Annotated in this window: 25 protein-coding genes; 10 read left to right on the forward strand and 15 right to left on the reverse strand. The window is 68.0% G+C overall.

Going from position 1 to position 22,723, the window contains the following annotated elements; genetic code table 11:
* Nucleotides 1-94 precede the first annotated feature (94 nt).
* Complete coding sequence (locus tag QSK35_RS38470; protein ID WP_285752796.1) at nt 95-1,912, forward strand: tachylectin-related carbohydrate-binding protein; 1,818 nt, start codon at nt 95-97, stop codon at nt 1,910-1,912.
* Nucleotides 1,913-1,981: 69 nt separating this feature from the next.
* On the opposite strand, the gene pdxR is transcribed toward QSK35_RS38470, so the two are convergent.
* Nucleotides 1,982-3,337, reverse strand: a complete 1,356-nt coding sequence (gene pdxR, locus QSK35_RS38475; protein ID WP_285752797.1) for a MocR-like pyridoxine biosynthesis transcription factor PdxR — start codon at nt 3,335-3,337, stop codon at nt 1,982-1,984.
* A gap of 46 nt (nt 3,338-3,383) precedes the next feature.
* On the opposite strand from pdxR, the gene QSK35_RS38480 reads away from it, so the two are divergent.
* Complete coding sequence (locus QSK35_RS38480) at nt 3,384-4,292, forward strand: DMT family transporter (RefSeq protein WP_285752798.1); 909 nt, start codon at nt 3,384-3,386, stop codon at nt 4,290-4,292.
* A gap of 407 nt (nt 4,293-4,699) precedes the next feature.
* Here QSK35_RS38480 and QSK35_RS38485 read toward each other — a convergent pair whose 3' ends face one another.
* Nucleotides 4,700-6,094, reverse strand: a complete 1,395-nt coding sequence (locus QSK35_RS38485) for a class II fumarate hydratase (protein WP_285752799.1) — start codon at nt 6,092-6,094, stop codon at nt 4,700-4,702.
* 63 nt (nt 6,095-6,157) lie between these two features.
* On the opposite strand from QSK35_RS38485, the gene QSK35_RS38490 reads away from it, so the two are divergent.
* Genes QSK35_RS38490 through QSK35_RS38500 form a run of 3 tightly spaced genes read left to right on the forward strand, consistent with a single transcriptional unit; the run spans nt 6,158 to nt 9,931 of the window.
* Nucleotides 6,158-7,126 (forward strand): NAD(P)/FAD-dependent oxidoreductase, encoded by a 969-nt coding sequence (locus QSK35_RS38490; protein ID WP_285752800.1) that lies wholly within the window; start codon nt 6,158-6,160, stop codon nt 7,124-7,126.
* A gap of 9 nt (nt 7,127-7,135) precedes the next feature.
* Nucleotides 7,136-7,630: a GNAT family N-acetyltransferase gene (locus QSK35_RS38495; RefSeq protein ID WP_285752801.1), complete on the forward strand. Its 495-nt coding sequence runs from the start codon at nt 7,136-7,138 to the stop codon at nt 7,628-7,630.
* A gap of 45 nt (nt 7,631-7,675) precedes the next feature.
* Complete coding sequence (locus QSK35_RS38500) at nt 7,676-9,931, forward strand: ATP-binding protein (RefSeq protein WP_285752803.1); 2,256 nt, start codon at nt 7,676-7,678, stop codon at nt 9,929-9,931.
* Here the strand turns inward: QSK35_RS38500 and QSK35_RS38505 are convergent.
* The 3 genes from QSK35_RS38505 to QSK35_RS38515 all read right to left on the reverse strand — a co-directional run bounded on the left by QSK35_RS38505 (nt 9,888) and on the right by QSK35_RS38515 (nt 12,283).
* Complete coding sequence (locus QSK35_RS38505; protein WP_285752805.1) at nt 9,888-11,156, reverse strand: FAD-binding protein; 1,269 nt, start codon at nt 11,154-11,156, stop codon at nt 9,888-9,890. The two genes, QSK35_RS38500 and QSK35_RS38505, sit on opposite strands and share 44 nt — an antisense overlap.
* A gap of 114 nt (nt 11,157-11,270) precedes the next feature.
* Nucleotides 11,271-11,459, reverse strand: coding sequence for a DUF397 domain-containing protein (locus QSK35_RS38510; RefSeq protein ID WP_285752806.1), 189 nt, complete (start codon nt 11,457-11,459; stop codon nt 11,271-11,273).
* A 14-nt stretch (nt 11,460-11,473) separates the two neighbouring features.
* Complete coding sequence (locus QSK35_RS38515; protein ID WP_285752808.1) at nt 11,474-12,283, reverse strand: helix-turn-helix domain-containing protein; 810 nt, start codon at nt 12,281-12,283, stop codon at nt 11,474-11,476.
* Nucleotides 12,284-12,399: 116 nt separating this feature from the next.
* Here QSK35_RS38515 and QSK35_RS38520 point away from each other — a divergent pair, with 116 nt between their 5' ends.
* Both QSK35_RS38520 and QSK35_RS38525 read left to right on the forward strand, forming a co-directional pair.
* Complete coding sequence (locus QSK35_RS38520) at nt 12,400-12,609, forward strand: HC3 family zinc finger protein (RefSeq protein WP_285752809.1); 210 nt, start codon at nt 12,400-12,402, stop codon at nt 12,607-12,609.
* Nucleotides 12,591-12,848, forward strand: coding sequence for a hypothetical protein (locus tag QSK35_RS38525; protein WP_285752812.1), 258 nt, complete (start codon nt 12,591-12,593; stop codon nt 12,846-12,848). The genes QSK35_RS38520 and QSK35_RS38525 overlap by 19 nt, the downstream gene beginning before the upstream one ends.
* Here the strand turns inward: QSK35_RS38525 and QSK35_RS38530 are convergent.
* The 8 genes from QSK35_RS38530 to QSK35_RS38565 form a co-directional block, all read right to left on the reverse strand.
* Nucleotides 12,792-13,205, reverse strand: coding sequence for a L,D-transpeptidase (locus tag QSK35_RS38530; RefSeq protein ID WP_285752813.1), 414 nt, complete (start codon nt 13,203-13,205; stop codon nt 12,792-12,794). The two genes, QSK35_RS38525 and QSK35_RS38530, sit on opposite strands and share 57 nt — an antisense overlap.
* A gap of 32 nt (nt 13,206-13,237) precedes the next feature.
* A complete protein-coding gene (locus tag QSK35_RS38535) occupies nt 13,238-13,765 on the reverse strand; it encodes a L,D-transpeptidase (RefSeq protein WP_285752815.1) in 528 nt (175 codons plus the stop codon).
* A gap of 122 nt (nt 13,766-13,887) precedes the next feature.
* A complete protein-coding gene (locus QSK35_RS38540; RefSeq protein ID WP_285752817.1) occupies nt 13,888-14,649 on the reverse strand; it encodes a S1 family peptidase in 762 nt (253 codons plus the stop codon).
* Nucleotides 14,650-14,769: 120 nt separating this feature from the next.
* Nucleotides 14,770-15,810, reverse strand: a complete 1,041-nt coding sequence (gene glpX, locus QSK35_RS38545) for a class II fructose-bisphosphatase (protein ID WP_285752818.1) — start codon at nt 15,808-15,810, stop codon at nt 14,770-14,772.
* 51 nt (nt 15,811-15,861) lie between these two features.
* The gene (locus QSK35_RS38550; RefSeq protein ID WP_285752820.1) at nt 15,862-16,074 is read right to left on the reverse strand and encodes an exodeoxyribonuclease VII small subunit; all 213 of its coding nucleotides are present in this window, start codon (nt 16,072-16,074) and stop codon (nt 15,862-15,864) included.
* Complete coding sequence (locus QSK35_RS38555; protein ID WP_285752822.1) at nt 16,071-16,412, reverse strand: sugar ABC transporter substrate-binding protein; 342 nt, start codon at nt 16,410-16,412, stop codon at nt 16,071-16,073. Before QSK35_RS38555 ends, QSK35_RS38550 begins: the two co-directional genes overlap by 4 nt.
* Nucleotides 16,405-17,646 (reverse strand): exodeoxyribonuclease VII large subunit, encoded by a 1,242-nt coding sequence (gene xseA / locus QSK35_RS38560; RefSeq protein ID WP_285752824.1) that lies wholly within the window; start codon nt 17,644-17,646, stop codon nt 16,405-16,407. Before xseA ends, QSK35_RS38555 begins: the two co-directional genes overlap by 8 nt.
* Nucleotides 17,643-18,131 (reverse strand): lipid droplet-associated protein, encoded by a 489-nt coding sequence (locus QSK35_RS38565; RefSeq protein ID WP_285752825.1) that lies wholly within the window; start codon nt 18,129-18,131, stop codon nt 17,643-17,645. The genes xseA and QSK35_RS38565 overlap by 4 nt, the downstream gene beginning before the upstream one ends.
* Before the next feature lie 63 nt (nt 18,132-18,194).
* Between QSK35_RS38565 and QSK35_RS38570 the strand changes: the two genes are divergently transcribed.
* The 3 genes from QSK35_RS38570 to QSK35_RS38580 all read left to right on the forward strand — a co-directional run bounded on the left by QSK35_RS38570 (nt 18,195) and on the right by QSK35_RS38580 (nt 20,620).
* Nucleotides 18,195-19,139 carry a 4-hydroxy-3-methylbut-2-enyl diphosphate reductase gene (locus QSK35_RS38570; protein WP_285752826.1) on the forward strand — a complete coding sequence of 315 codons (945 nt, stop codon included), beginning with the start codon at nt 18,195-18,197 and terminating at the stop codon, nt 19,137-19,139.
* 107 nt (nt 19,140-19,246) lie between these two features.
* Nucleotides 19,247-20,176 carry a trypsin-like serine peptidase gene (locus QSK35_RS38575; protein WP_285752827.1) on the forward strand — a complete coding sequence of 310 codons (930 nt, stop codon included), beginning with the start codon at nt 19,247-19,249 and terminating at the stop codon, nt 20,174-20,176.
* Nucleotides 20,177-20,377: 201 nt separating this feature from the next.
* Nucleotides 20,378-20,620: a carboxypeptidase-like regulatory domain-containing protein gene (locus QSK35_RS38580; RefSeq protein ID WP_285752828.1), complete on the forward strand. Its 243-nt coding sequence runs from the start codon at nt 20,378-20,380 to the stop codon at nt 20,618-20,620.
* On the opposite strand, the gene QSK35_RS38585 is transcribed toward QSK35_RS38580, so the two are convergent.
* Both QSK35_RS38585 and QSK35_RS38590 read right to left on the reverse strand, forming a co-directional pair.
* Nucleotides 20,617-21,336, reverse strand: coding sequence for a DUF6542 domain-containing protein (locus QSK35_RS38585; protein WP_285752830.1), 720 nt, complete (start codon nt 21,334-21,336; stop codon nt 20,617-20,619). The two genes, QSK35_RS38580 and QSK35_RS38585, sit on opposite strands and share 4 nt — an antisense overlap.
* Nucleotides 21,337-21,798: 462 nt before the next feature.
* Nucleotides 21,799-22,710: a DNA recombination protein RmuC gene (locus QSK35_RS38590; protein WP_285752832.1), complete on the reverse strand. Its 912-nt coding sequence runs from the start codon at nt 22,708-22,710 to the stop codon at nt 21,799-21,801.
* Between the last annotated feature and the right edge of the window lie 13 nt (nt 22,711-22,723).

Genomic DNA, 22,723 nt, shown 5'->3' on the forward strand with positions numbered 1-22,723 from the left:
TCCCGTGTGGACGGCAACAAAACTGTCGGACCCCTCCGCGAAGCTGTCGGCACGAGGCAGAATGCGCCTCGAAGCACACTCCAAGAGGGGAATCATGCGCACACTGGGGGTAGCCGGCTCGATGCTGGCTGTCATCACTCTGTCCACCTCGCTCACGAGTCCGGCCGCGCAGGCGGCCGACGAGCAGCCGTTGAAGTGCACCGCGCCCGCGCAGGTCTTCACGGTCCAGCCGAACGGCGACCTGTGGCTGTTCGAGCACTCGAAGCCGGACACGGGCGACTTCGCCTGGGGCAACGGCAGAAGAATCGGCACGGACTGGGCGCACGGGCGCACGCTCGTCGGCTGGGCCGGCTTCGTCTACAGCATCACCGGCACGGGTGACTTCCGCCGCTTCTGGTGGAAGGACGGCCAGTGGCAGGGCGGCGGCACGTACAGCGTCATCGGCCGCGGCTGGGGCATCTACGCCACGGACACCGCCTACGCCAAGCGGATCACGGTCGACCAGCGCAACCACGTCTACTCGATCAACCAGTCCGGCGAGCTGGTCTGGTCGTCGCAGCCGGACGGTTCCCAGCTGAAGTCCGTGGTGATCGCGAAGGACTGGGGCAAGTACACGTCGATCGTGGCCTCCGGTGAGGGCGTCATCTACGCGCGTGACGCGCAGGGCGAGGTGTGGCGCTACCGGTTCCACGCCGACTCCGGCCGGTTCTACGAAGCGCGGACGCCGGTCACCGGAAACGGCGGCTGGAACAACTACAAGGGGCTCAGCGGCGCCGGCGGCGGCGTGATCTACGGCGTGAACAGCGCGACCGGCGATCTCGAGTGGCGGCGCGACGCCTCGGTGAACAACGACGCGGACGTCTCGAACTGGAAGCAGACTCGGGTCATCGGCCACGGCTGGGGCAACGACGTCGACACGGTCGTCGTGCCGGACACGTGCCGCCGTGAACCGGACCACGGCCCGTCCCGGCCGGTCGTCTCCGCGGAGACCGGAACGCCCAGCGCCCTCGTCAACGCCGACGGCAAGCTCAAGATCGCGTACAGCACGAGTGACAAGGGCCTGCGCGTGCTGACCGAGGACAGCGAGAACTCGTGGAGCTCGAAGGTCGTCGGCGACTTCCACATGCTCGACGTCACCGCGCAGCCCGGTCCGCAGGGCGCTCTCAACGTCGCCGCCGAGTACTACGACGGCGTGAAGACGTTCACCGTGGGCGCGGACGGCCAGATGTCGGCGCCGGTCGAGCTGGGTGGCTACTCGACCGCGATGCCGGTCGTGACGGTCAACGGCAACGCGTACTTCATGGACGGTCAAGGCGCCCTCTGGTACCGCTACGCGGGCAAGCCGTGGCAGCGCAAGCTCGGCTACGACACCTACGGCGGTCTCCGCGGGATCACGCGGCCGGACGGCGTCGTCGTGCTCGTCGCGGTGAAGAAGGACACCCTGGACACGGTCGTGATCACCGACGACCACGGCCAGATCAGCGGCGGACAGGTGATCGAGGGATACGCGTTGGAGCCGGCGCTCTCGCTCGACTCGGACGGCACGGTTCGCGTGACGGTCAAGGATGTCGTCGAACGCAACGTGAAGACGCGTCGCCTTGGGGCTTCGTCGTGGACGGTGCTGCCGGATGTGGAGCCCGCGTACTACGGCCAGGTGTCGGGCGCCGTCCAGGACGGCAAGGTCGACCTCGTCATGCGGGGCAACGCCGGCAAGATCGTGGTGAGCTCGCAGACCCAGGTCAACGGCTCCGAGTTCGGCCCGTGGGTCGAGGTCGGCAACGGTGACGCGTCCACGCCGAGCATCGTGCGGAACCAGAACGGGCAGCTGGTGCTCACCTACCGCGACTCCTCGAACAACGTATTCGTCTACAAGAAGACGCCCGAGGGTTACGTCGGCGGGAAGATCGGCTGATCAGTCGCGGCGATGGCGGTGGCCGCTTCTGTGGGCACCGCCTCGTCCGTCGGCTCGCCACCAAAACTGTCAGACCCCCGCGGCACAATGAATCTCACGGACCGCGTCGCGGAGTCGGTCCGGCGAGAGCGCCGCGTATCCGAGTACCAGACCGGGGTAGCTCGGCTCGCCGGCGTAGAAGTTGGCGAGTGCCATGGCGTTGACGCCCCTGCTTGCGAGTTCCTGTTGCAGGGCAAGGTCGTCCGTGCCGTCCGGCAGTCGCATCACCACGTGCAGGCCGGCGGCGACGCCGATCGGCCGCCATGATGGGAGGTGGTCGGCGAAGGCATTCAACAGAGCGTCCCGACGCTTGCGGTACAGCGCGCGTGTGCGACGCAGGTGCCGGTCGTAGCCTCCCGTGCGGATGAGGTGGGCCAGGGCAGCCTGCGGGATGGTCGCGCTGCCGAGGTCGTCGAGACGTTTGCGGTCCACGACGGTGTCCCGGAGCCGATCCGGCACCACCAGCCAGGCGAGCCGCATCGCCGGCGCCAGCACCTTGCTGGTGCTGCCTTGGTAGACGACGTGCTCAGGGGCGAGCGACTGCAATGCTCCCAGCGCGGGACGGTCGTAGCGGTGCTCGGCGTCGTAGTCGTCCTCGATGATCAGGGCGTCGCGGGACTGGGCCCACTCGACGAGCGCGCGTCTGCGTTCGGGATGCAGCACCACGCCCAGCGGGAACTGGTGCGCGGAGGTCACGAGCACCGCACTGCAGTCCGTTGTGGACAGCAGATCGACGCGGATGCCGTGGTCGTCCACGGGAATCGGCACGGTACGCATCCCATGTGACGCCAGCATGCTCACGGCGCCGAAGTGGCTCGGCTCCTCCACCGCGATGCTGCCCTTGAGCATCCGTGCGAGCAACGAGAGTGCGTCGGCCGAGCCGTTGGTGATCACGACGTCCCGTGCCACGACACCGCGGACGCGCGCGAGGTAGTCGGCGAGCTCCTTGCGGAGGCCGGAGTACCCGGCCGGATCGGGATACGACAGGTCGTCGTCCGGGAGTTCAGCCAGAGCGGCGCGGTGGGCGGCGACCCACTCCGCTCTGGGGAACGCGCTCAGCGCCGGCAGGCCGGGGCGGAGGTTGTAGCGCCACCGCTCGGCCGGCTCCGGCGTGCGCTCGGCGCTCTCCGGACCGAGCGAGGCGACGGTCGTGCCGGAACCGCGGCGTGCCGTCAGGTAGCCCTCGCCGATCAGCTGCGCGTATGCCGACGTGACGGTGCCGCGGGCGATGCCGAGCTGCTGCGCCAGGTCGCGGCTGGACGGCAGCCGGGTGCCGGGCGCGAGCCTGCCCTCACGGATCGCGCGCCGGAGCTCCGCCTCGACGCCGCGGCGGCGGTTGTGCTCGGGGAGCAGCAGCTCGCGAAAAGTGGTCCAGTTGGTCTCCATCGAAGTGGAGCTTAAACCTGGACCACCTGGCGTTGAAGCTGGTCGCATGAGAATCGGGGTGGCAGCGGGCGCGACGGCCGTGACGATCGTGGGGGCGTCGGTTCCGGTCACGGGGATGCTGGAGGGCTATCCCGTGCTGACCGGCCAGGCGATGCGGTACGCGCTGGGCGGAGCGGTGTTGTTGCTGGTGGCGCTGGTGACGGGCAAACGTTTGCCGTTGCCGCGGTGGCGCGACCTGCCCGCGCTGCTCGGCCTGGTCGCGACCGGGATGCTCGGCTTCAATGCCGTCCTGCTCGCGGCACAGCGCTACGCCGAACCCGGCTTCGTCGCCGCCGTGCTCGGCGCGAGCCCGATCGCGCTGGCGTTGCTCGCACCGAAGCGGTCGCTGGCTGCCATGGTCGGTGCCGTGGTGGTCGGTGGCGGTGTCGTCGTGCTGTCGGGCGGCGGCGCGTGGCACGGACCCGGCCTGGTGCTCGCGTTGCTGACGATGGCCGGCGAGGTGAGCTTCACCCTGTTCGCGGTGGGCGTCGTGCGCCGGCTCGGCGTGCTCGCCGTCTCGACGTGGACGTGTCTGCTCGCCGCGACGATCGGTGCTGTGGCAGGCACGTTCGCCGGCGGCTGGCAGATGCCCGACACGCGTCAGATCGTGGCGCTGGCGTTGCTGGGAACGCTGCTGACCGCCGTGGCGTTCGGGCTCTGGTACTTCGCGGTCAACACACTCGGCCCTGGGAGGGCCGGCGTGCTGATCGGGATGATGCCCGTCTCAGGACTCGTGACGTCCGTGCTTCTAGGGGCGCAATCTCTCACGGTTTCGTCCGCGCTTGGTGCCCTCACGGTCGCACTCGGCTGTGTCATCGGCTTGAGGAAAAGCCAAAGCGGGCGTCCCCTCGAGGGGGACACCCCAAAAACAACGTTTCCACATGGCACCGACATTTCTGCCGATGTCGTGCGATGAACGGGCCGTTCATCGATCGTCCAGACGCTGACGCCACCACGCCGCCGCATGCCACGAGCTGATCGAGCTCGCGTTCGGGTCCGGAAGCGTCCGCCGCATGAACTCCTCGTCGAGTGGAGCGAGGACACGGCGCAGCTTGGCTCGGGGCCGGCCGGGTAGCGCGGCCAACGCGCGTTCGAGAGCGTCACGGGCATAGATCGGGTCGCAGCAATGGCAGACCCATGACGGGTACAGCCGACGGCCGGGCCGACGCAGGAACTGTCGATATGTCTCGAGTTCCTGACGGACATCATGGAAACGTGGTCGATCGGCACGAACAGCGCCCGGCGGCCTACGCGGCATCGCCCTTTCGAGTCGACTTCATGGGCGAGATAGTGCCACGTTGGCCGCCGGGCATCACCACGAATTCAGCGGCCGCCGTTCGCCATCCGCAGCACGTCGAGAGCGGCGTCGAGCTGCTCCTCCGTGAGCTTGCCCGGCACGTGACCGCGCTCGAGCACGACCGCACGGATCGTCTTGCGCTCCTTCAACGACTGCTTGGCGATCGACGCCGCCTCCTCGTAGCCGAGGTACTTGTTCAGCGGCGTCACGATCGACGGCGACGACTCGGCGTACTCCCGCATCCGCTCGACCTGAGGCTCGACTCCGACCAGAACCTTGTCCGCGAGCAGCCGTGCGACGGCGGCGAGCAGGCGGGAGGACTCCAGGACGTTGCGGGCGATCACCGGCAGCATCACGTTCAGCTGGAAGTTGCCCTGCGAACCGGCGAACGCCACGGCCGCGTCGTTGCCGATCACCTGGGCGACGACCATCATCGTCGCCTCGGAGATCACCGGGTTCACCTTGCCCGGCATGATCGACGAACCCGGCTGCAGGTCCGGCAGGGCCAGCTCACCGAGACCCGTGCGTGGACCCGAGCCGAGCCAGCGCAGGTCGTTGGCGATCTTGAACAGACCGACGGCCGTTGCCCTCAGCTGACCGGAGATCTCGACGACGCTGTCCTGCGTCGCCTGCGCCTCGAAGTGGTCGGGAGCCTCCGTCAGGGGCAGGCCCGTGACGGCCGCGAGCTCGGCGGACACGAGAGCGCCGAAGTCCGCGGGCGCGTTGAGCCCGCTGCCGACGGCCGTGCCACCGATCGGCAGCTGGGCGAGCCGCGGCAGCGACGACTGCAGCCGCAGGATGCCGTAGCGAACCTGCGACGCCCAGGCGCCCGCCTCCTGGCCCAACGTGATCGGCACGGCGTCCATCAGGTGCGTTCGGCCTGACTTGACCATGGACGACCACGAAGTTGCCTGAGACTCGAGGACAGAGGCGAGATGCTCGAGCGACGGGATCACGTCGCGCGCAACCGCCTCAGTTGCCGCCACACGCAAGGTCGTGGGGAAGGTGTCGTTCGACGACTGCGACGCGTTGACGTGATCATTGGGGTGAACCGCGCGGGAGAGCGATTCTGTCGCCAAAGTCGCGATCACTTCGTTCGCGTTCATGTTCGAAGACGTTCCTGAGCCCGTCTGGAACACGTCGACCGGGAAATGCGCGTCGTGCTTACCGTCGGCGACCTCGTCGGCGGCCGACGCAATCGCTTGCGCGACGTCCTCGGGCAACACGCCGAGCCGGGCGTTCACCCGCGCGGCGGCGGCTTTGAGCAGGCCGAGCGCGCGGATCTGGGACCGTTCGAGCCCACGACCGGAAATGGGGAAGTTCTCCACGGCGCGTTGCGTCTGCGCTCGCCACAGCGCGTCCACTGGCACCCGGACCTCGCCCATGGTGTCGTGTTCGACGCGGTACTCCTGTTCAGACATGCTTCCGAGTCTCTATGGTCGATCTCAGCACTGCCACCCACCACTGGCAGAAGGGCTCAACTGATGGAGCGTGACGTCGACCTCCTCATCGTGGGCGCTGGACCCACGGGGTTGTTCGCCGCCTACTACGCGGGATTCCGGGAGCTGTCCGTCGCACTCGTCGACGCACTGCCCGAACCGGGCGGCCAGGTCACCGCGATGTATCCCGAGAAGATGATTTTCGACGTGGCCGGGTTCCCCGCCGTGCGCGGACGCGACCTCGTCAGCGCACTCGTCGAACAGGCCGGCCAGTACAAGCCCACGTACCTTCTCGGACAGCAGGCACGCACACTGTCCACACTGGAGGACGGACTGGCCGTGGGCCTCGCCGACGGCACCACGATCCGCGCGGGCGCCGTATTGGTCACCGCCGGCATGGGCGAGTTCAACCCACGGCCGCTACCGGCAGGCGACGGCCGGCTCGGCCGCGGCATGGTCCACTTCGTGCCCGTCCTCGCCGAACACGCCGACCAGCACGTCGTCATCGTCGGTGGCGGCGACTCGGCGTTCGACTGGGCGCTCGCACTGCACCCGATCGCGAAGAGCGTCACGCTCGTCCACCGCCGCGCCACGTTCCGTGCCCACGCCGGCACGGTCACCAAGGTCCGCGAGCTCGGCATCGAGATCATCACCGACGCCGAAGTCACCGAACTGCGCGGCGAGCCACTGTCCGAAGTGGAGCTGAAGCTGAAGTCGGGCGACCAGAAGGTGTTGCCGGCGGACACGGTCGTCGCCGCACTCGGCTTCACCGCCGACCTGGGCCCGATCGAGTCGTGGGACCTGGAACTGGACCACCGCGCGATCGTCGTCGACTCGACCGGCAAGACCAAGCGCGACCGGGTGTACGCGGCGGGCGACGTCGCGAACTACCCCGGCAAGGTCAAGCTGATCGCGACCGGGTTCGGCGAAGCGGCCACCGCCGTCAACAACATTGCGGTCGCGCTCAACCCCGATGCTCACCTTTTCCCGGGACATTCCAGCAATGCTGGCTAACCTGGGTTCATGGGGGACATCGAACTGAGGGCGTGGACGGAATCCGAGGCGCCCTTCTACGCGGAGTGGACCAAGGACGCGGACGTCCAGCGGTTCACCACGGACGGACCGGACATCACGGCGGAGACCGTCGCGCGGGCCATCAGGGCCCAGCGCGCGAACCCCGCCGTGGTGTCGTTCCTCGTCGCGGACAGTCACACCGGCGAACGCCACGGCAACGTCGCGCTCGAGATCCACGACGGCGTCGGCGAGGTCTCGTACCTGATGGCGAGGGAAGCACGCGGCAAGGGCATCGCCACCGCGGCGCTGACGACCTTCGTCGGCTGGATCTTCGCCAACATCGCCCTCGACGAGCTCCGGCTGTGGACGCACGCGGACAACGTCGCGTCGCGCAAGGTCGCCGAACGAGCGGGCTTCGTGCGCGATCCGGACAACGATCGGGACCGCGAGATCAAGGGTGAAATCTGGCCCACCGCCGCATATCGACAACCTCGACCCAATTGACACAGAGCGACAACGCGGCCGCGCACAGTGTCCTAGTGTAAGGAAATGCTGTCCTCGTTCGTCGGCCGTACGCAGGAGATTCGCGACGTGCGGGACCGTCTCACCGAGTCACGCGTCGTCACGCTGACCGGCGTCGGCGGCAGCGGCAAGACGCGCCTGGCCGTCACCGTCGCGGACCTCGTGCAGGAGACCTATCCGGACGGTGTGTGGCTGGTCGAGCTCGCACCCCTGCGGGACGGCGACGCGGTGCTGAGGGCCGTCGCACGCGCGGTCGGCATCCGCGACCAGTCGTCTCGCAACGTGCTGGACACCCTGCTGGACCACCTGCGCCACTACCGGAAGATGCTGCTCGTCCTGGACAACTGCGAGCATCTCGTCGACGAAGTGGCCGGTCTCGTCACGACGCTGCTGGGCCAGAGCGAACTGCGGATGCTGGCCACGAGCAGGCAACAGCTCTCGATCCCCGGTGAGAGCGTGATGGTGGTCCCGCCGCTGGCCGTGCCGCCGGACGACGAGACCACCAAAGCCGCGATGAAGTACGAGTCGGTGCAGCTGCTCGTCGAACGCGCGGAGAGCAGCGCGCCCCGCTGGACGATCACCGACGACCAGTGGCCGCACATCGTCCGGGTGAGCCGTCGGCTCGGTGGGCTGCCGCTGGCTATCGAGCTCGCCGCAGTGCGGCTGCGCAGCATGTCCGTCGAAGACCTGGAACACCGGCTGGACAACGTCTTCCGGGTGCTGACGCGCAACGACCGGACGGCACTGCCGCACCATCGGACGATGCACGCGATGGTGGTCTGGTCGTACGACCTCTGCACCGTCGCCGAACGCTCGCTGTGGGCACGGGTGTCCATTTTCGACGGACGGTTCACCCTGGCCGACGCCGAAGCCGTCTGCGAAGAGGACATCGCGGACGCGCTCGCGGGACTCGTCGACAAGTCCCTCGTCGAAACGACCCCGGATCGAACGGGGTACACGCTGCTCGAACCGATCAAGCAGTTCGGCGTGGAGTTGCTGACCGAAGGCGGCCGATACGAGACCATGCGCGCCCGCCACGCGACGCACTACCTCCGCAAGGCCGCGCGGATCGCGAACACCTGGTTCGGGCCCGACGAGCTCGCGATGTTGCGCGGCATCCGCGCCGACATGCCCAACTACCGTGCCGCGCTCGCATACTTCCTGGAACACCCGGTGCACGACGGCGAGGACGTCGCGCTGCAACTGGCCGTCGACCTCGGCCGCAGCCGGGAATACTTCTACAACGGCTGGCTCCCGGAAGGACGGGAGATGCTGGAACGCGCACTCGCGGCGACACCGGTACGGCCGACGCCGCAGCGCATCGGCGCACTGGCGTTCCTCGGCTGGATCATGCTCTGCCAGGGGGATCGCGAAAACACGATCGCGACGATGAACATAGCCACCACGCTGGCCGACGACTACCCGATGCCGGGACCGTTGCCACCGCTCGACTTCGTCCTGGGCACAGCGGCGGCGTTCATGTACGGCAAGAGCGACGAAGCCTTCGAACAGTTGGAGCGTGCCCGCGACGGGTTCGCCGCGATGGGGCCGGACTGGGCGGGCGACTGGTCGATGGCTTTGATGATGCTGGCCGTCAGCACCTCATTGCTCGGCGACGAACAGCAGGCGCACGACGGACCTGCCACCTGCACGGCCGCACTCGAAGCCGCCGGTGAACCATGGGGCATCTGCTTCGCCCAGTGGACGACAGCCGTCGCCAGGCTGCGGTTCGGCGCACCAGCCGAGGCCGAAGCGTTGCTGCGCGACGCTTTGCGCGCGCAGCAGGACATCGGCGACCGGTGGGGGCCACCGTGGTCGTGCGAGGCCCTCGCCTGGTGTGCCGCCGCACGGGGCGAGGCGAAGCGGGCGGCTCGCCTGCTCGGCGCCGCCACCAGCATGCAGCGGACGACAGGCGTCGACATCGTTGGACTGGTGCCGATGGCCGAACGCCGTGAGAGGGCGGTCGAGCAGGCCCTCACGGCGCTGTCCAACGAGACCTACGAGCAGCTGTACGCCGCCGGACTCGCGATCACGGACTACGAGGAGGCGATCGCCCTCGCCCTCGGGGAACAACCGGAAGAGCACGTCCTGACCCCGGTCCAGCTCGAAGTGGCCCGGCTCGTCGCCACCGGCATGAGCAACAAGGACATCGCCGCCAGGATGGTGATCTCCATCCGCACGGTCGAGTCCCACGTCTCGGCCATCCTGCGCAGGCTCGACGTCGCCAACCGCCGCGGCATCATGCTGTGGGTATCGGAGCGAACACGCCCGGACCAGGCGTAAGCACACCACGTGGATCGTAAAGACGCTTGGCGTGCAACAACCTCTCCCACATGGGGCCGTAGTGCGCCGCCCAGTCGCTTTCGGACATCGCGGTCGCGCCGATCGGATAGATCGTCCCACCCGCCGCGCGCGTGATCGCAGCCAGTCGCTGGTTGCGCGCGAGCATCCGATCGGTCCACAGTGGAGCTGATTCGCTAGGGCCGACGGTGAGGACGTCGAACAGCCACACCCAGTCGTCTCTCTCGGGAACCCGCAGCATCGGCGCCTCGAACGCGGCCCGGCGGTGTGGGAACAGCAGCACCCAGCCACCCTCCACGCCAGGAGGCGTCCAGTCCTCGGCGGTGAACGAGTCCAGCGCGTCCGCGACGACCGTTTCCACGATGCTGTCGGGCAACCAGGCGTCGAACCACGGCTTTGGGCGCTCGTCCCACCCCGCCACCCGGTAGCCATCGACCAGACGGGTGGTCTCCCCGACATGCCGTAGCCATGGTTCCTCGTTGTGCAGCAACGGTTCCGGCAGCACCATGTCGTCGTGATCATACGTGCAGACGACCAGCCGGAAGCCCCCGCCCGGCGGCATGACCTGCACGTAGAGTTCGTCCACCTCGTCGCGGTGCAACAACATCCGCGCGTCCGTGAAGAGCTTCGCCTGGTCGGTGTACGCGAATACGTACTGGTGCACCCGTTCCGGAGCGGGTACGAGGTCGAGCACCGCGCGGGTGATGACGCCGAACTGTCCCAGCCCGCCGCGGACCGCGTCGAACAGTTCCGGCTCGTGCTCTCGCGAGCACAGCAGGACCTCACCGGTACCGGTGACGACTTCGAGTTCGCGCACCCGCTCGACCTGACCGCCCTCCCATGGGGCCGCGCTGACCCCGCCCACGCTCAGCGTGCCGCCGACCGTGAGCCCCAGATACGCCGTCAACGCGGGCGGCCGCTGACAGGTCTCGTGCGCCGCCCGGACGACGTCGGCCCACCGCGCGCCGGCGTCGACCGTGATCGTCCCGGGCCGGACCTCGTGCACGGTGTTGAGGGACGTCATGTCGATGGACACCCCGCGGTGAACGAGGCTCTGGCCGTAACACGAGTGCCCGCCGCCGCGCGGGGCGACCGGCAGGCGGTGCTCGGCGCACCGCTCGATGATCGCCGCGACGTCCGCGGCATCGCGCGGTCTCAGCACCTCGGACGGGTCTGCCGTGACCAGCCTTCCGTTGTCTGCCTGCACAGCGCAGACTCTGCGGGCCGGGGCGGCTGGGGCGCATCGGTGTTTCCACGGAACTACGTGTCTTCACCGCATTCCGTGGTTACACGGACGACGCCGGGGACAGCTGAAGACAAGCTAAGGGCGTGACACTTCGTGACTGGCAAGGCGCACCTGCTTGACGGCATCGAGGAACTCGCGCCACGAGCGAGCGCTGAGCGATATGTGCTGGTCAGGGGCCTTGCTGTCCCGGATGCCGACGCCTGTGCCAACCTCCACGCAGTCCGACTGTGATGCGCTGTAGCTGCTCTTGCGCCACTCGCTCATGCGGGAGGTCCTCCTCAGGCGACGATTTCGGTGATCAGCCTCCTCGATTCTGCCTCGCCAAGGGCCTGGGTTTCGAGGGCCTTCACGACGTTGGAGTAGGCCTGGACCTGGGTCTTGTCTTCGATGAAGAGGGTCGATGTCTGCGTTTCCGCGTGCGCGATGGGCTCGATGCCGTCGAATTTGAGCAGCACGAACGGCCCGGTGAGGCCCGCGCAAGGGCCGATGGATGACGGCACGATACGCAAGCTGACGTTGGTCCGAACCGACATTTGCAGCAGGTGGTGTAGCTGCTCCGGCATGATCTCAGGGGCGTCGAACTGTAGCCGGAGCGCCTGCTCATGCACGTAGAAGACCAATTTCACCCCGCGCTCGATGATTTCCTGGCGCGTGAGGCGCGCCTGCACGCGCTGGTCGACCTCGTCGGCAGGCACATTCGGGTCCGCTGTGATGACCGCGTGCGCGTAGGCCGGGGTTTGCAGCAGGCCCGGAATGAGGTTGATCTGCCAACAGATGATTTCGGTCGCGACGTTTTCGTGCTCGATCAGGGTGCGCAACACAATGGGCAGGCGGGAGCCGTGTTGCTGCCACCAGCCGCGCACGTTTGCTTCTCGGTACAGGGCAAGGAGATGCGCGTGTTCGTCGGGCGGTGCGTGGCACGCGCCCAGCAACGCCGCGAGCTCGACCTCGGTCACGCCCAGCTTGCCGTTCAACAGGTCCACGAGCTTGACGTGGTCCCAACCGAGCAGCGTCGCGAGCTTGCGGCCGGAGAATCCTGAGCGGGTGAGCACCTTGCGCAGGCCGTCGCCCAGCTCGCGACCGCGCACCGTGGAAAACCTTCTCGGCATAGGAGAAAAGCTAGGCCCAGCAAAGTCCTTTGGCCAAGAAGGACAACCCGAACAGGCGTTCTGGTGGAAGGTGCGCACCAGGCAATATCGTGGTCATGAGGTATCGCTGGCTGCCGCACTCGGGTCGTCGTCACGCGATCCCGGACGAGCTGTATCCGGGCGACGAGGGGGAGACGTTGTGCGGCGATCCCATTGTGCCGCCACGGAATCCGTGGCAGGGGAACAACACCTGGGCGACGTGCTGGGAGTGCGATCGCGTGTGGCGCGAGCGGGAGGGGTTGCGGCCGTGGCCGGTGACGTGTTGACCGACGACCTGCTGCGGCTGAGTCTGCAACGGTTGTCGCAGGAGGTGCGTAAGGACATTCCGGAGCTGGGACCGTTGCTGGCCAAGCATTTGCTGGGCACGTGCGGACTGATCCCAGCACCCGAACGCGCGTCACGCTATCGGGAGCTGGGTCAGTTCCTCATCGATCTCGGCAATCTCTACCTACGGGAGCACCTGGACCTGCTCGCCGAGCATCAGGTTGTCGAAGAAGACCTGTGATGCCGCGGGTTCCAGGTGGACGCAACCGTGCGACTGCACGTAGATGCTGTCCAGGTGGAACGCGATGCCGGACGACGTGAAGTACACGGAGTTCGGCATCGGAGCGTTGTACGGAATGCTCCAGTCGTTCTTCACCTTGCGCAGCACGGAGAACATGCCCGTGGGTGTCTCGTAGCCAGGCTTACCAGTGCTGACCGGGACGGGTCCGTAGCTCGTCGTTCCGTTGTACACCAACCAGGCCTGGTTGGTGGAGAGCTTCAGACACGCTCCGTTGTAGACGGTGCACCCTGCCTCGGCTTGCGCCGGCACGGCCATGCCGAGGAGGAAGAGCGCCGCGATGGCGAGTATCCGCATCATCTCGAATCACCCCTCATCACAAGGGGTAACCACTACGGCACGACTTGAACCGTGTCGCCGACGGCCAGTTCGCTGAAGTACGTTGCCGCAGCTCCGCGCGCCAAGTGGATGCAGCCGTGCGACAGCTGCGTCAGGCTGCCCTCGTGGAACGCGATGCCGCTGTGCGTGAAGTACGTCGAGTAGGGCATCGGGCCCTGGTACGGCTTGCTCCACTCGTCCTTCACCTTGCGCAGCACGGGGAACTTGCCGACCGGCGTCTCGTAGCCGGGGCGGCCGGACGTGATCGGGTACGGGCCGTAGGCGATCTGGTTGCCCCGCAGCAGCCACGTCTGGTTGGTCGAGAGCTGCACGCACGCGCCGTCGGTGATGTCGCACGGCGTGGGCGGCGGCGGTGGGGGAGGAGGCGGCGGCGTGGAAGACGACGGCTCAGGCACAACGGAAGACGACGACGCGGCCGCCGAACTCGAACTGGAAGTCGGCTCAGCGGTCTGTGCGTGCACCGCTTGCTGAGCACATCCCGACACCGACAACAACGCGATCGCCAAGAGCAGCTTCTTCATCGCGCACCCCCCCGTCATGGATCCCTTGTCGATGTAGACGACGCGGGATCTCGACAGGTTGCCGCGAAAAGGCCCGCCTCCCATAACGAATGGGAGACGGGCCCGTTTCACCGAGGGAGCTGCTACACAGCTCCGGCGTACTGGCTGATCCAGGTGCGGAACGCCGGGACGTCGACGTAGATCGACGGCGCCGTCGCGCACACGGAGCCGCCGCCGCTGCGGCTGGTGGCACCGATCAGCTGCCACGCGCCACCAACGGACTTGATCTGCGGGCCACCCGAGTCGCCGTAGCAGGCGCCCTTGTTGCCACCGGTGTTGTTGGTGCAGATCTCGGTCGACGCGCGGATGCCGCCACAGCGGCTGTCAGCCACGATCGACGTGTCCAGCTCCTGCAGGATCGTCGGAGCGCCACAGCCACCGGGCTGCGGACAGGTCTGGCCCCAGCCGATGATGCGGGTCTGCGTGCCGACCGGGCCCGACTCCGCCGCGATCTTTACCGGCGTCTGGGCGACCGAAGTGGACAGTCGCAGGAGCGCGATGTCGCCGCTCGGGTTCGTCACGATCTGCGCGCCGGTGGCGACGGTGCCGCCGCTGGTGCGGTTGGTCGTGCCGATCCGGGCGCGGATCGATCCGGGAGTCTTGCCACTGACGCAGTGCTTCGCCGTCACCACCCAGTTGGCCTTGATGAGCGAGCCACCACAGAAGTGGCCGCCAGAGGTGCTCTGCAGCGACACCATGAAGGTGTACGTCTGCGTCGCGTTGTGGCCGCCGACGATGAACGGCGTGATGTCGCCGTCCGGAGTGTCGGCCGTAGCCGCGCCGGCCGAGGCGAGCAGGGCGCCCGCGGCCACGGCAAAAGCGGTAAGCAGGGAACGTGCCCTCATAAGTTTCCGTTCCTTCCTTCCCCGGCGCAGGGATGCCGGGGTCGGAACGAAAACTATGGACTTTGGTCACAATGTAACCAGGGCCACTCGGACGGTTACGCTCGGTTCACCGTTGACGCATTACGGCATCGGGGGGAGTGCGTCCTCCGGACGGTCGAAGTCGACCGACGCGTACTCGCGCAGCTTCGTGAGCCGATGGAACCCATCGATCATGCGCACGGTGCCCGACTTCGACCGCATCACGATGGACTGCGTGGTGCAGCCACCGGCGCGGTAGTGCACACCCCTGACCAGGTCACCGTCGGTCACACCGGTGGCGCAGAAGAACACGTTGTCGCCACTCACGAGGTCGTCCGTGGTGAGCACGCGGTCGAGGTCGTGGCCGGCCGCGATGGCCTTCTCACGCTCTTCCTGATCCTTCGGCCACAACCTGCCTTGAATGGCGCCACCGACGCACTTCAGCGCTGCGGCCGCGATGATGCCCTCCGGCGTGCCGCCGATGCCGATCAGCATGTCCACGCCGCTGTTCGGCCGGGCCGCCGAGATCGCGCCCGCGACGTCGCCGTCGGAGATGAAGTGGATGCGGGCACCGGCCTGGCGCACCTCCGCGACGATCTGCTCGTGCCGCGGCCGGTCGAGGATGCACACCGTCACGTCCGAGACCTCGCTGTGCTTGGCCTTGGCGACGCGGCGGATGTTCTCCGCGATCGGCGCGGTGATGTCGATGGCGTCGGCCGCCTCGGGGCCGACGGCGAGCTTCTCCATGTAGAACACGGCCGACGGGTCGAACATCGCACCACGCTCCGCCACGGCGAGCACGGCCAGCGCGTTCGGCATGCCCTTGGCCATCAGCGTCGTGCCGTCGATCGGGTCCACCGCGACGTCGCAGTCGGGGCCCTCGCCGTTGCCGACCTCTTCGCCGTTGTAGAGCATCGGCGCGTGGTCCTTCTCGCCCTCGCCGATGACCACGACACCGCGCATCGACACGGTGTGGATGAGCTTGCGCATGGCGTCGACCGCCGCGCCGTCTCCGCCGTTCTTGTCGCCCCGGCCCACCCAGCGGCCCGCGGCCATCGCGGCGGCCTCGGTGACGCGCACGAGCTCCAGCGCCAGGTTGCGATCAGGGGCTTCGCGACGCCGTTCCGAGGGGGTGTTCACCATTGCGGCCTCCACATGCGATTACCGAGCGGTACGCCCGATCCTTGCATGGAGTTACCCCTCGGAGACGTCCTCCTCCACCACGGCGAGAGCTGCATCGATTCGCTCACGTGCACCGGCGAGATGCTGCTCACACGTCCGGGCGAGCGCCTCGCCCCGTTCCCACAACTTGATCGACTCTTCGAGTGACAGCCCGCCGGCCTCGAGCTTGCGGACGACCTCCACCAGCTCGTCCCTGGCTGCCTCGTATCCCAGCTCGGTCGTCACGCGGGTGTGCTCCTCAGTCGGCTCAGGACGGTCGCGACCGCCTGGTCGTAGCCGACGAACGCTTCGGCGTACTCGGCCCCGTCACCCTCTCGCACGGCCTCGTCGATGCGGCACTCGGCCTGCATGACACGCCGGTAGTGCGACGAGCCGACGGTCGCCTCGGACAGGTCGTGCAACGTCAGGATGAGCCGATCGCGGCTGCGTGAGTTGCAGCCGCCGAGCAGCGCGGCCCAGCAGTCGGCCGCGGCCCGGTTGGCCGCCTCGGCGACGCTGCGCACACCCGAGGTGCAGTCGTCGGCCGCGGCCATGGTCAGCGGGAGGAACACAGGGTCAACCACCGGTACCTCCCCCTTCCTCTTCCGATTCCGTGACGACGGCGCGTATCGCCCCGTCAACGACCCGTACCCGCAGTTGCGTTCCCGCGGGTGCCTCAGCTGTGGACCGGAGCACACCGTCAACCCCGTCAGGTGTGACGAGTTGCACAACGGCATATCCGCGGGCCAGCGTGGCGGCCGGACCGAGGGTCGTCAAGCGAGCTTTCGTCCCCGACAGGTTGATCTCTTCCCGGTCGAGACGGCCCTCGACCGCCCGTTGTGCCTGTTCACGAAGCCTTTTCACGTCTTCTGCGCGCCGATCCAGGGGACCGTACGGATCCGAAAGTGCTGGTCGGGACCGCAGTTGGTCCAGCAGACGGCGCTCGCGGTCCACCCAGCCGTGCAGTGCCCGGCGGCCGCGGTCGCGCATCTGGCGGACCCGCTCTGTTTCTTCCGCTACATCGGGAACCACCCGTTTGCCCGCATCGGTCGGCGTCGAGCAGCGCACGTCCGCGACGTGGTCGACGAGTGGCGTGTCCGGCTCGTGCCCGATCGCGGACAGCACGGGCGTGCGGCACTCCGCGACCGCCCGGCACAACGCCTCGTCCGAGAACGGCAGCAGGTCCTCGACGCTGCCGCCGCCCCTGGCGATGATGATGACGTCGCACTCGGGGTCGCGGTCCAGGGTGGACAGTGCCGTCACGACCTGTGGCACCGCCTGAACCCCTTGCACCGCAACGTTGATAACCCGGAAATGGGCTGCGGGCCAGCGGCCGCGGGCGTTGGTCAGCACGTCGCGCTCGGCGGCCGACGCACGTCCGGTGATGAGGCCGATCTTGTTCGGCAGGAACGGCGGCCGGCGCTTGCGGCGGGGATCGAACAGGCCCTCGGCGTGCAGCAGCTTGCGCAGCCGTTCGATCCGGGCGAGCAGCTCACCGATGCCGACCGCGCGGATCTCGTCGACGCGCAGGCTGAGCGTGCCGCGAGCCGGGTAGAAGTTCATCTTCCCGTGCACCACGACGCGGCTGCCCTCGGTCAGCTGCATGTCCCTGAGCAGCATCGACGGCGCCGTGAGCGACATCGACATGTCGACGCTCGGGTCGCGCAGCGTGAGGAACGCGGTGCTGCTGCGGCTGCTCAGCTGCGTGACCTGGCCCTCGACCCACACCGGGCCGAGGCGGTTGATCCACTCCAGCACCTTGCGCGCGACCGTGCGGACCGGCCAGGGGTTCTCAGGAGTGGATGGTGCGTCGGTCACTGGGAACGCACGGTGGTGATGCGACGGTTCAGCATGCCGACGAACTCCGGTCGCGCGGCGTGGGCGCGTTCGTACGTGAGCAGTTCCTCGAGATCGTCGATGCTGAGGTTGCGCAGACGTGCCCGCAACTGGGCGATGGAGAGGTCGTCGTAGTTGGGCAACGCCTCCGGCACCTCGCGGGCGAGCGCGCGTTCCTCCTCGGCCCACGGGTCGCCGTCGTCGTCGGTCGCCTCGGGCTCTTCGGCGTCCTCGTCGAACGTGGCCCACTCGGGTTCGTCCTCGACCGGGCGAAGTCCGGAGAGAATGTCGTCACCCTTGATGGCGAGTTCGGTCACATGCTGCTGCACGCGCATGGACAACTGCAGCGCCTCGCTGACGACCGTGACGGGTAGCCCGGCGAGCTGCTGCGGCAGCCTGCGGGCCTGTTCGAGGGCGGTCGCCGCGAGTCCGGCTGCGACGCGGACCGGCAACGGCAGTGGCTTCATGGTGCTAAGCCTGCCGTAGTCACGTGACAAATGCCTAGGAACAGGCCTGGGTACCCTGGGGGCATGTCCAAGCGAGTCCTGTTGGCGAAGCCGCGTGGCTACTGCGCGGGCGTTGATCGTGCCGTCGAGACGGTCGAGCGCGCTCTGGAGCAGTACGGCGCACCTGTGTACGTCCGAAAGGAGATCGTCCACAACAAGTACGTCGTGGAGACCCTGTCGGATCGCGGCGCCATCTTCGTCGACGAGACCGACGAGGTGCCCGAGGGCGCACTGGTGGTCTTCTCCGCGCACGGCGTGTCGCCGATGGTGCACGAGGAGGCCGCGGCGCGGTCGTTGCGGACCATCGATGCCACGTGCCCGCTCGTCACCAAGGTGCACAACGAGGCCAAGCGGTTCGCCCGCGACGACTACGACATCCTGCTTATCGGCCACGAGGGCCACGAGGAGGTCGAGGGCACCGCCGGTGAGGCGCCCCAGCACGTGCAGCTGGTGGATACCGCCGAGGACGCGGCGACCGTCGAGGTGCGCGATCCGTCCAAGGTGGTCTGGTTGTCGCAGACGACGCTGTCCGTCGACGAGACGATGGTGCGCGTGCGGCAGCTGCGCGAGCGGTTCCCCGAGATGCAGGACCCGCCGTCCGACGACATCTGCTACGCCACGTCCAACCGGCAGACGGCCGTGAAGACGATGGCGCCCTCGTGCGACCTGGTCCTCGTGGTCGGCTCGAAGAACTCGTCCAACTCGGTGCGGCTCGTCGAGGTGGCGCTGCAGGCAGGTGCCCGTGCGTCGTACCTGATCGACTACGCGAAGGAAGTCGACCCGGCGTGGCTCGAGGGCGTCGAGACGATCGGCGTGACGTCGGGTGCCTCCGTGCCGGACATTCTCGTGATGGAACTGCTGAAGTTCCTCGAGTCGCGTGGCTGGGAAGAGGTCGAGGAGATCACCACGGCCAACGAGAAGATCGCATTCGCCCTGCCGCGGGAATTGCGCAAGGACCTCGTGCGATAGGTAATACATATACGACCGAACAGAGCATTTTGTAGTTCGGAAAGTATCTGAACGAACCAGGCGCTCCCCTGTTGAGTCGGAACATCCACTCACAGAGGAGCATCCTGGTGAGCAAATTCTCGATGCGTGTCGCGGCAGCGGTGGGGAGCCTGCTGTTCGCGTCGGTCTTGACCGCGGTGTCGGCGCAGGCCGCGCCTTCCGCTTCGGTGGAGACCGTCGCAAGCGACACAGGGGCGGGCATCAAGTCGGCCGCGGTGAGCGGGCTGAGAGGCGTGTCCAGCTACCGTGGCACCGGTGTGCCGTCCGACGTGCGAGCGTACGGCGCCACGCCCGTCGCCGACGGGCACAAGATCGCCGGGCTGGACTTCCAGACCCAGTCGATCATCGGGCCCGACAACCGGATCCGCGTCAACCCGACCACCGGGTTCCCGGCTCGGGCGACGGTGCTGATCACCCGCACGGTCAACGGCGTGGAGAGCCAGCACTGCAGCGGCTGGATGTACTCGCCGACGCTCGTCCTGACCGCCGGCCACTGCGTGTTCAACGGCACCAGCTGGTACACCGGTCAGCTGCGGTTCTACCCCGGTGCCAACGGGTTCTCGTACCCGTACGGCTCCTGCACGGCCTCGCAGCTGCTGTCCAACACCGGCTGGACCGTCAACCACAGCCAGGACGCCGACTACGGCGGCGCCAAGCTGAACTGCACCATCGGCAACGCCACCGGTTGGTACGGCTCGTACTGGCAGACCGCTTCGCTGAACGGCACGCCGTCGGTGGTGCAGGGCTACCCCGGTGACAAGGCGCAGCAGCAGTGGGTGTCGTACGACCAGATCCGCATCAGCGACCCGTTGCGGCTGTACTACGACAACGACACCGTGGGCGGCAACAGCGGCAGCCCCGTCTACACGAACCGTCCCGCCGGGTCGCCCGGTTGTGCCGGCCAGTGCTTCCTCGCCTGGCACGCGTACGGCGGTTCGCACAACAGCGGCGCCCGGTTGACCGAATCCCGGTTCAACCTGATCGCCGGCTGGCGGTAATTGTTCGGGGCATTCCGGTTGTTCGTCGCAACCGGAATGCCCCTCTCCTCCGTCCTTTGAGCGGAGAAGGGGAGGAGCGGATCGATCGTGAGATCTCTTTGTGTGGTTCTTGTATTGGTACTCGCCGCGTGTACTACCGAGCTTCCGGCGAATGATTCGCGGGGGCCCGCCGTCCCCAAGACGAGCGGTCGGGCCGGTCAGGTGACGGGGACCGTGACCGACGCGACCGGCAAGCCGGTCGAGGGGGCGCTCGTGCAGGTCAACTCGCACGAGATGCACCCGCTGCCGGACATCGCGGTGCACTCGTTGCCTGACGGGCACTACTCGTGGCCAAGCCTGGAACCGGGGAAGTACCAGTTCACGGCGTTGAAGGACGGCAAGACCGGACCCGCGGTCGAGGTGACCATCGACGGTCCCACGACCGCTGACCTGCGGCTGCCCTAACGGTCGTCGCGGGGCGGCCGGGGACGTCGCTGCGGGGCCCGCTCGCCCTGCGCGGGACGTGGCCTGCGCTCGCCCTGCGGTGCGGGACGGCGTGCGGTGCTCTCACGGCGCGCGGCATCGGGACGCGGGCGGCGCGGACGTTCGCCCTCGTCCTGGGCCGGGCGGCGGCGCGGCTCGCTCGACGGCTTCGGCCGCCGCTTGAGGTCCGCCTTCGCCTCCCTGACGTCGGCCTTCGACGGCCGGTTCGGGTCCTTCTGCGAGAGCATGCGGGCGATGCCGATGCCGACGGTGAACAGCGTCGTCACCGCCATCACGGGGAAGCTGTCGATGAGCGGCTTGCCGAGGCCGAGCGCCATCGCGGCGAGTGCCGCCTTCGGGACACCGCCGGTGAGCAGGACCAGCGTCGGGACCGTCGCGGCCAGGATCAGCGGTGGCTGCACCATCGGCGCGAACAGGCTGCGCCGCTGGACCAGGCAGATGCCCGCGATGGCACCGACGAAGAACAGGATGTTGAAGACCCAGCCGACCGTCTTGCCTGAGCTGATGTCGATGTACGCGCCAATGACGGCGGGCACCAGCGCGCAGAGGATCGACGCCCACCACGGGATGCCCTTGAAGGTCCCGGCGATGGCGCGGTAGTTCCACGCGGGGATGTCCTGGCCCTCGAAGTCGTCATCGTCATCGAGTGCCACACGGCGGTCACGCAACTCACTCACGGCGCACACGGTAGCCGCTTCGACATGTGCTGTTCGTCAGTCCACGGTTATCTCACTCACGGGCAACCTCGCATCGCCCGATCGCGTTGTGCTCAGTGACGCCCGTCTCCGGTCGGGACGGGGTCGCCCGGCTTGTCCCGTATGCGGTTGTTGTGCAGTTTCGTGGGCGCTCTCCTCTCGTTCGGGACGGTCCGAACTCAAGCTAGCGCCGGGGTCTGACAATTCCGGTTCACGTTCGTCCGCCCGGAAGCCCTCCAGAGCGTCCAGCTCGCGCGTGCGCGCGTACGGATCGAGGTCCGACAGTTCTTGGTTCACGCCGACTGTTGGTCCGCCCGGCGCACCAGCGGGATCGGCGTCGGGCTGCCGGCGGCCTCCGTCAGCGGTTCGACGGCCGCCCGGAAGCGCTCCAGGGCGTCCAGCTTGCGCGTGTGCGCGCACCGTTCGAGGTCTGACAGTTCCGGTTCACGCCGACTGTTCGTCGGCCCGGCGCACCAGTGGGATTGGGGTCGGGCTGCCGGCGGCCTCCGTCAGCGGCTCGACGGCCGCCCGGAAACCCTCCAGGGCGTCCAGCTCACGCCTGCGCGCCGACAGGAACCGCTGCAGGTGCGTGCTGGACAGGTTGAGCGCCTCGATGGCCGTATCGGCCGCCCGGTGAGCGTGCCCGGCCTGCGCGCGCACCCGTTCGACGTCGTCGGCCAGCGCGCGTTCGGTCACCGCGAACATCGCCGCCGAAGCGATCACCGCGAACCCGGTCGGCCCGCACAGGAACACCCGGCGGTCGAGCAGCCAGCGCAGCAGCTCAGGGTCGGTGTCCAGCGCGGCGACGACGGCGCCGTCGTTCGGCACGAACATGATCGTGCCGTAGATGGCGTCCGCCCAGCGCTGGTAGCCCTTGCCCGCGAGCTCGGCCGCGCGCGACCTGATGTTGCGGACATGTACGCGCAGCGCGTCCGCCCGTTCCCGCGGGTCGTCGGTCTCGACCGCTTCCGCCCAGCAGGCCATCGACATCTTGGAGTCGACCGGCACCAGCCGGTTGCCGCCGACGTTCAGCACCATGTCCGGTCGCACGGAGCCGCCGCCCGCGACGTCGGTCTGCAGGGAGAAGTGCAGTCCTTCGCGCAGGCCCAGCGCTCGCGCCGTCTCCACCAGTACCTGCTCACCGAGCTCGCCCCGGCCGGACACCGACGAGAACGCGACCTCATAGCGTTGCAAGGCGATCTGCTGTGCGTCGAAGCGCTCGCGCTCGGTCTGGATCGCGGCCAGCGCGACGTCGGTGCGACGCACACTGTCCTGGTAGAGCCGCCACACAGCGGCCAGCGCCCCGGCGCAGACGAGTGCCAGGACGATCGCGGCTGTGATGATCACTGCGGTCACGGCACTGATGATG

Origin of the sequence: Lentzea sp. NBRC 105346 (assembly GCF_030269605.1) — a bacterium.
In the GTDB taxonomy this organism is placed as follows: domain Bacteria; phylum Actinomycetota; class Actinomycetes; order Mycobacteriales; family Pseudonocardiaceae; genus Lentzea.

Bases quoted from the DNA above. Each gene is read 5' to 3' on its own strand.
- QSK35_RS38565 (WP_285752825.1), bottom strand. From the start codon at position 18,131: ATGAAGCCACTGCCGTTGCCGGTCCGCGTCGCAGCCGGACTCGCGGCG.
- QSK35_RS38485 (WP_285752799.1), bottom strand. From the start codon at position 6,094: ATGTCTGAACAGGAGTACCGCGTCGAACACGACACCATGGGCGAGGTC.
- pdxR (WP_285752797.1), bottom strand. From the start codon at position 3,337: ATGGAGACCAACTGGACCACTTTTCGCGAGCTGCTGCTCCCCGAGCAC.
- QSK35_RS38490 (WP_285752800.1), top strand. From the start codon at position 6,158: ATGGAGCGTGACGTCGACCTCCTCATCGTGGGCGCTGGACCCACGGGG.
- QSK35_RS38540 (WP_285752817.1), bottom strand. From the start codon at position 14,649: ATGAGGGCACGTTCCCTGCTTACCGCTTTTGCCGTGGCCGCGGGCGCC.
- QSK35_RS38510 (WP_285752806.1), bottom strand. From the start codon at position 11,459: ATGAGCGAGTGGCGCAAGAGCAGCTACAGCGCATCACAGTCGGACTGC.
- QSK35_RS38500 (WP_285752803.1), top strand. From the start codon at position 7,676: ATGCTGTCCTCGTTCGTCGGCCGTACGCAGGAGATTCGCGACGTGCGG.
- QSK35_RS38520 (WP_285752809.1), top strand. From the start codon at position 12,400: ATGAGGTATCGCTGGCTGCCGCACTCGGGTCGTCGTCACGCGATCCCG.
- QSK35_RS38470 (WP_285752796.1), top strand. From the start codon at position 95: ATGCGCACACTGGGGGTAGCCGGCTCGATGCTGGCTGTCATCACTCTG.
- QSK35_RS38535 (WP_285752815.1), bottom strand. From the start codon at position 13,765: ATGAAGAAGCTGCTCTTGGCGATCGCGTTGTTGTCGGTGTCGGGATGT.
- QSK35_RS38495 (WP_285752801.1), top strand. From the start codon at position 7,136: ATGGGGGACATCGAACTGAGGGCGTGGACGGAATCCGAGGCGCCCTTC.
- QSK35_RS38480 (WP_285752798.1), top strand. From the start codon at position 3,384: ATGAGAATCGGGGTGGCAGCGGGCGCGACGGCCGTGACGATCGTGGGG.
- QSK35_RS38570 (WP_285752826.1), top strand. From the start codon at position 18,195: ATGTCCAAGCGAGTCCTGTTGGCGAAGCCGCGTGGCTACTGCGCGGGC.
- QSK35_RS38530 (WP_285752813.1), bottom strand. From the start codon at position 13,205: ATGATGCGGATACTCGCCATCGCGGCGCTCTTCCTCCTCGGCATGGCC.
- glpX (WP_285752818.1), bottom strand. From the start codon at position 15,810: ATGGTGAACACCCCCTCGGAACGGCGTCGCGAAGCCCCTGATCGCAAC.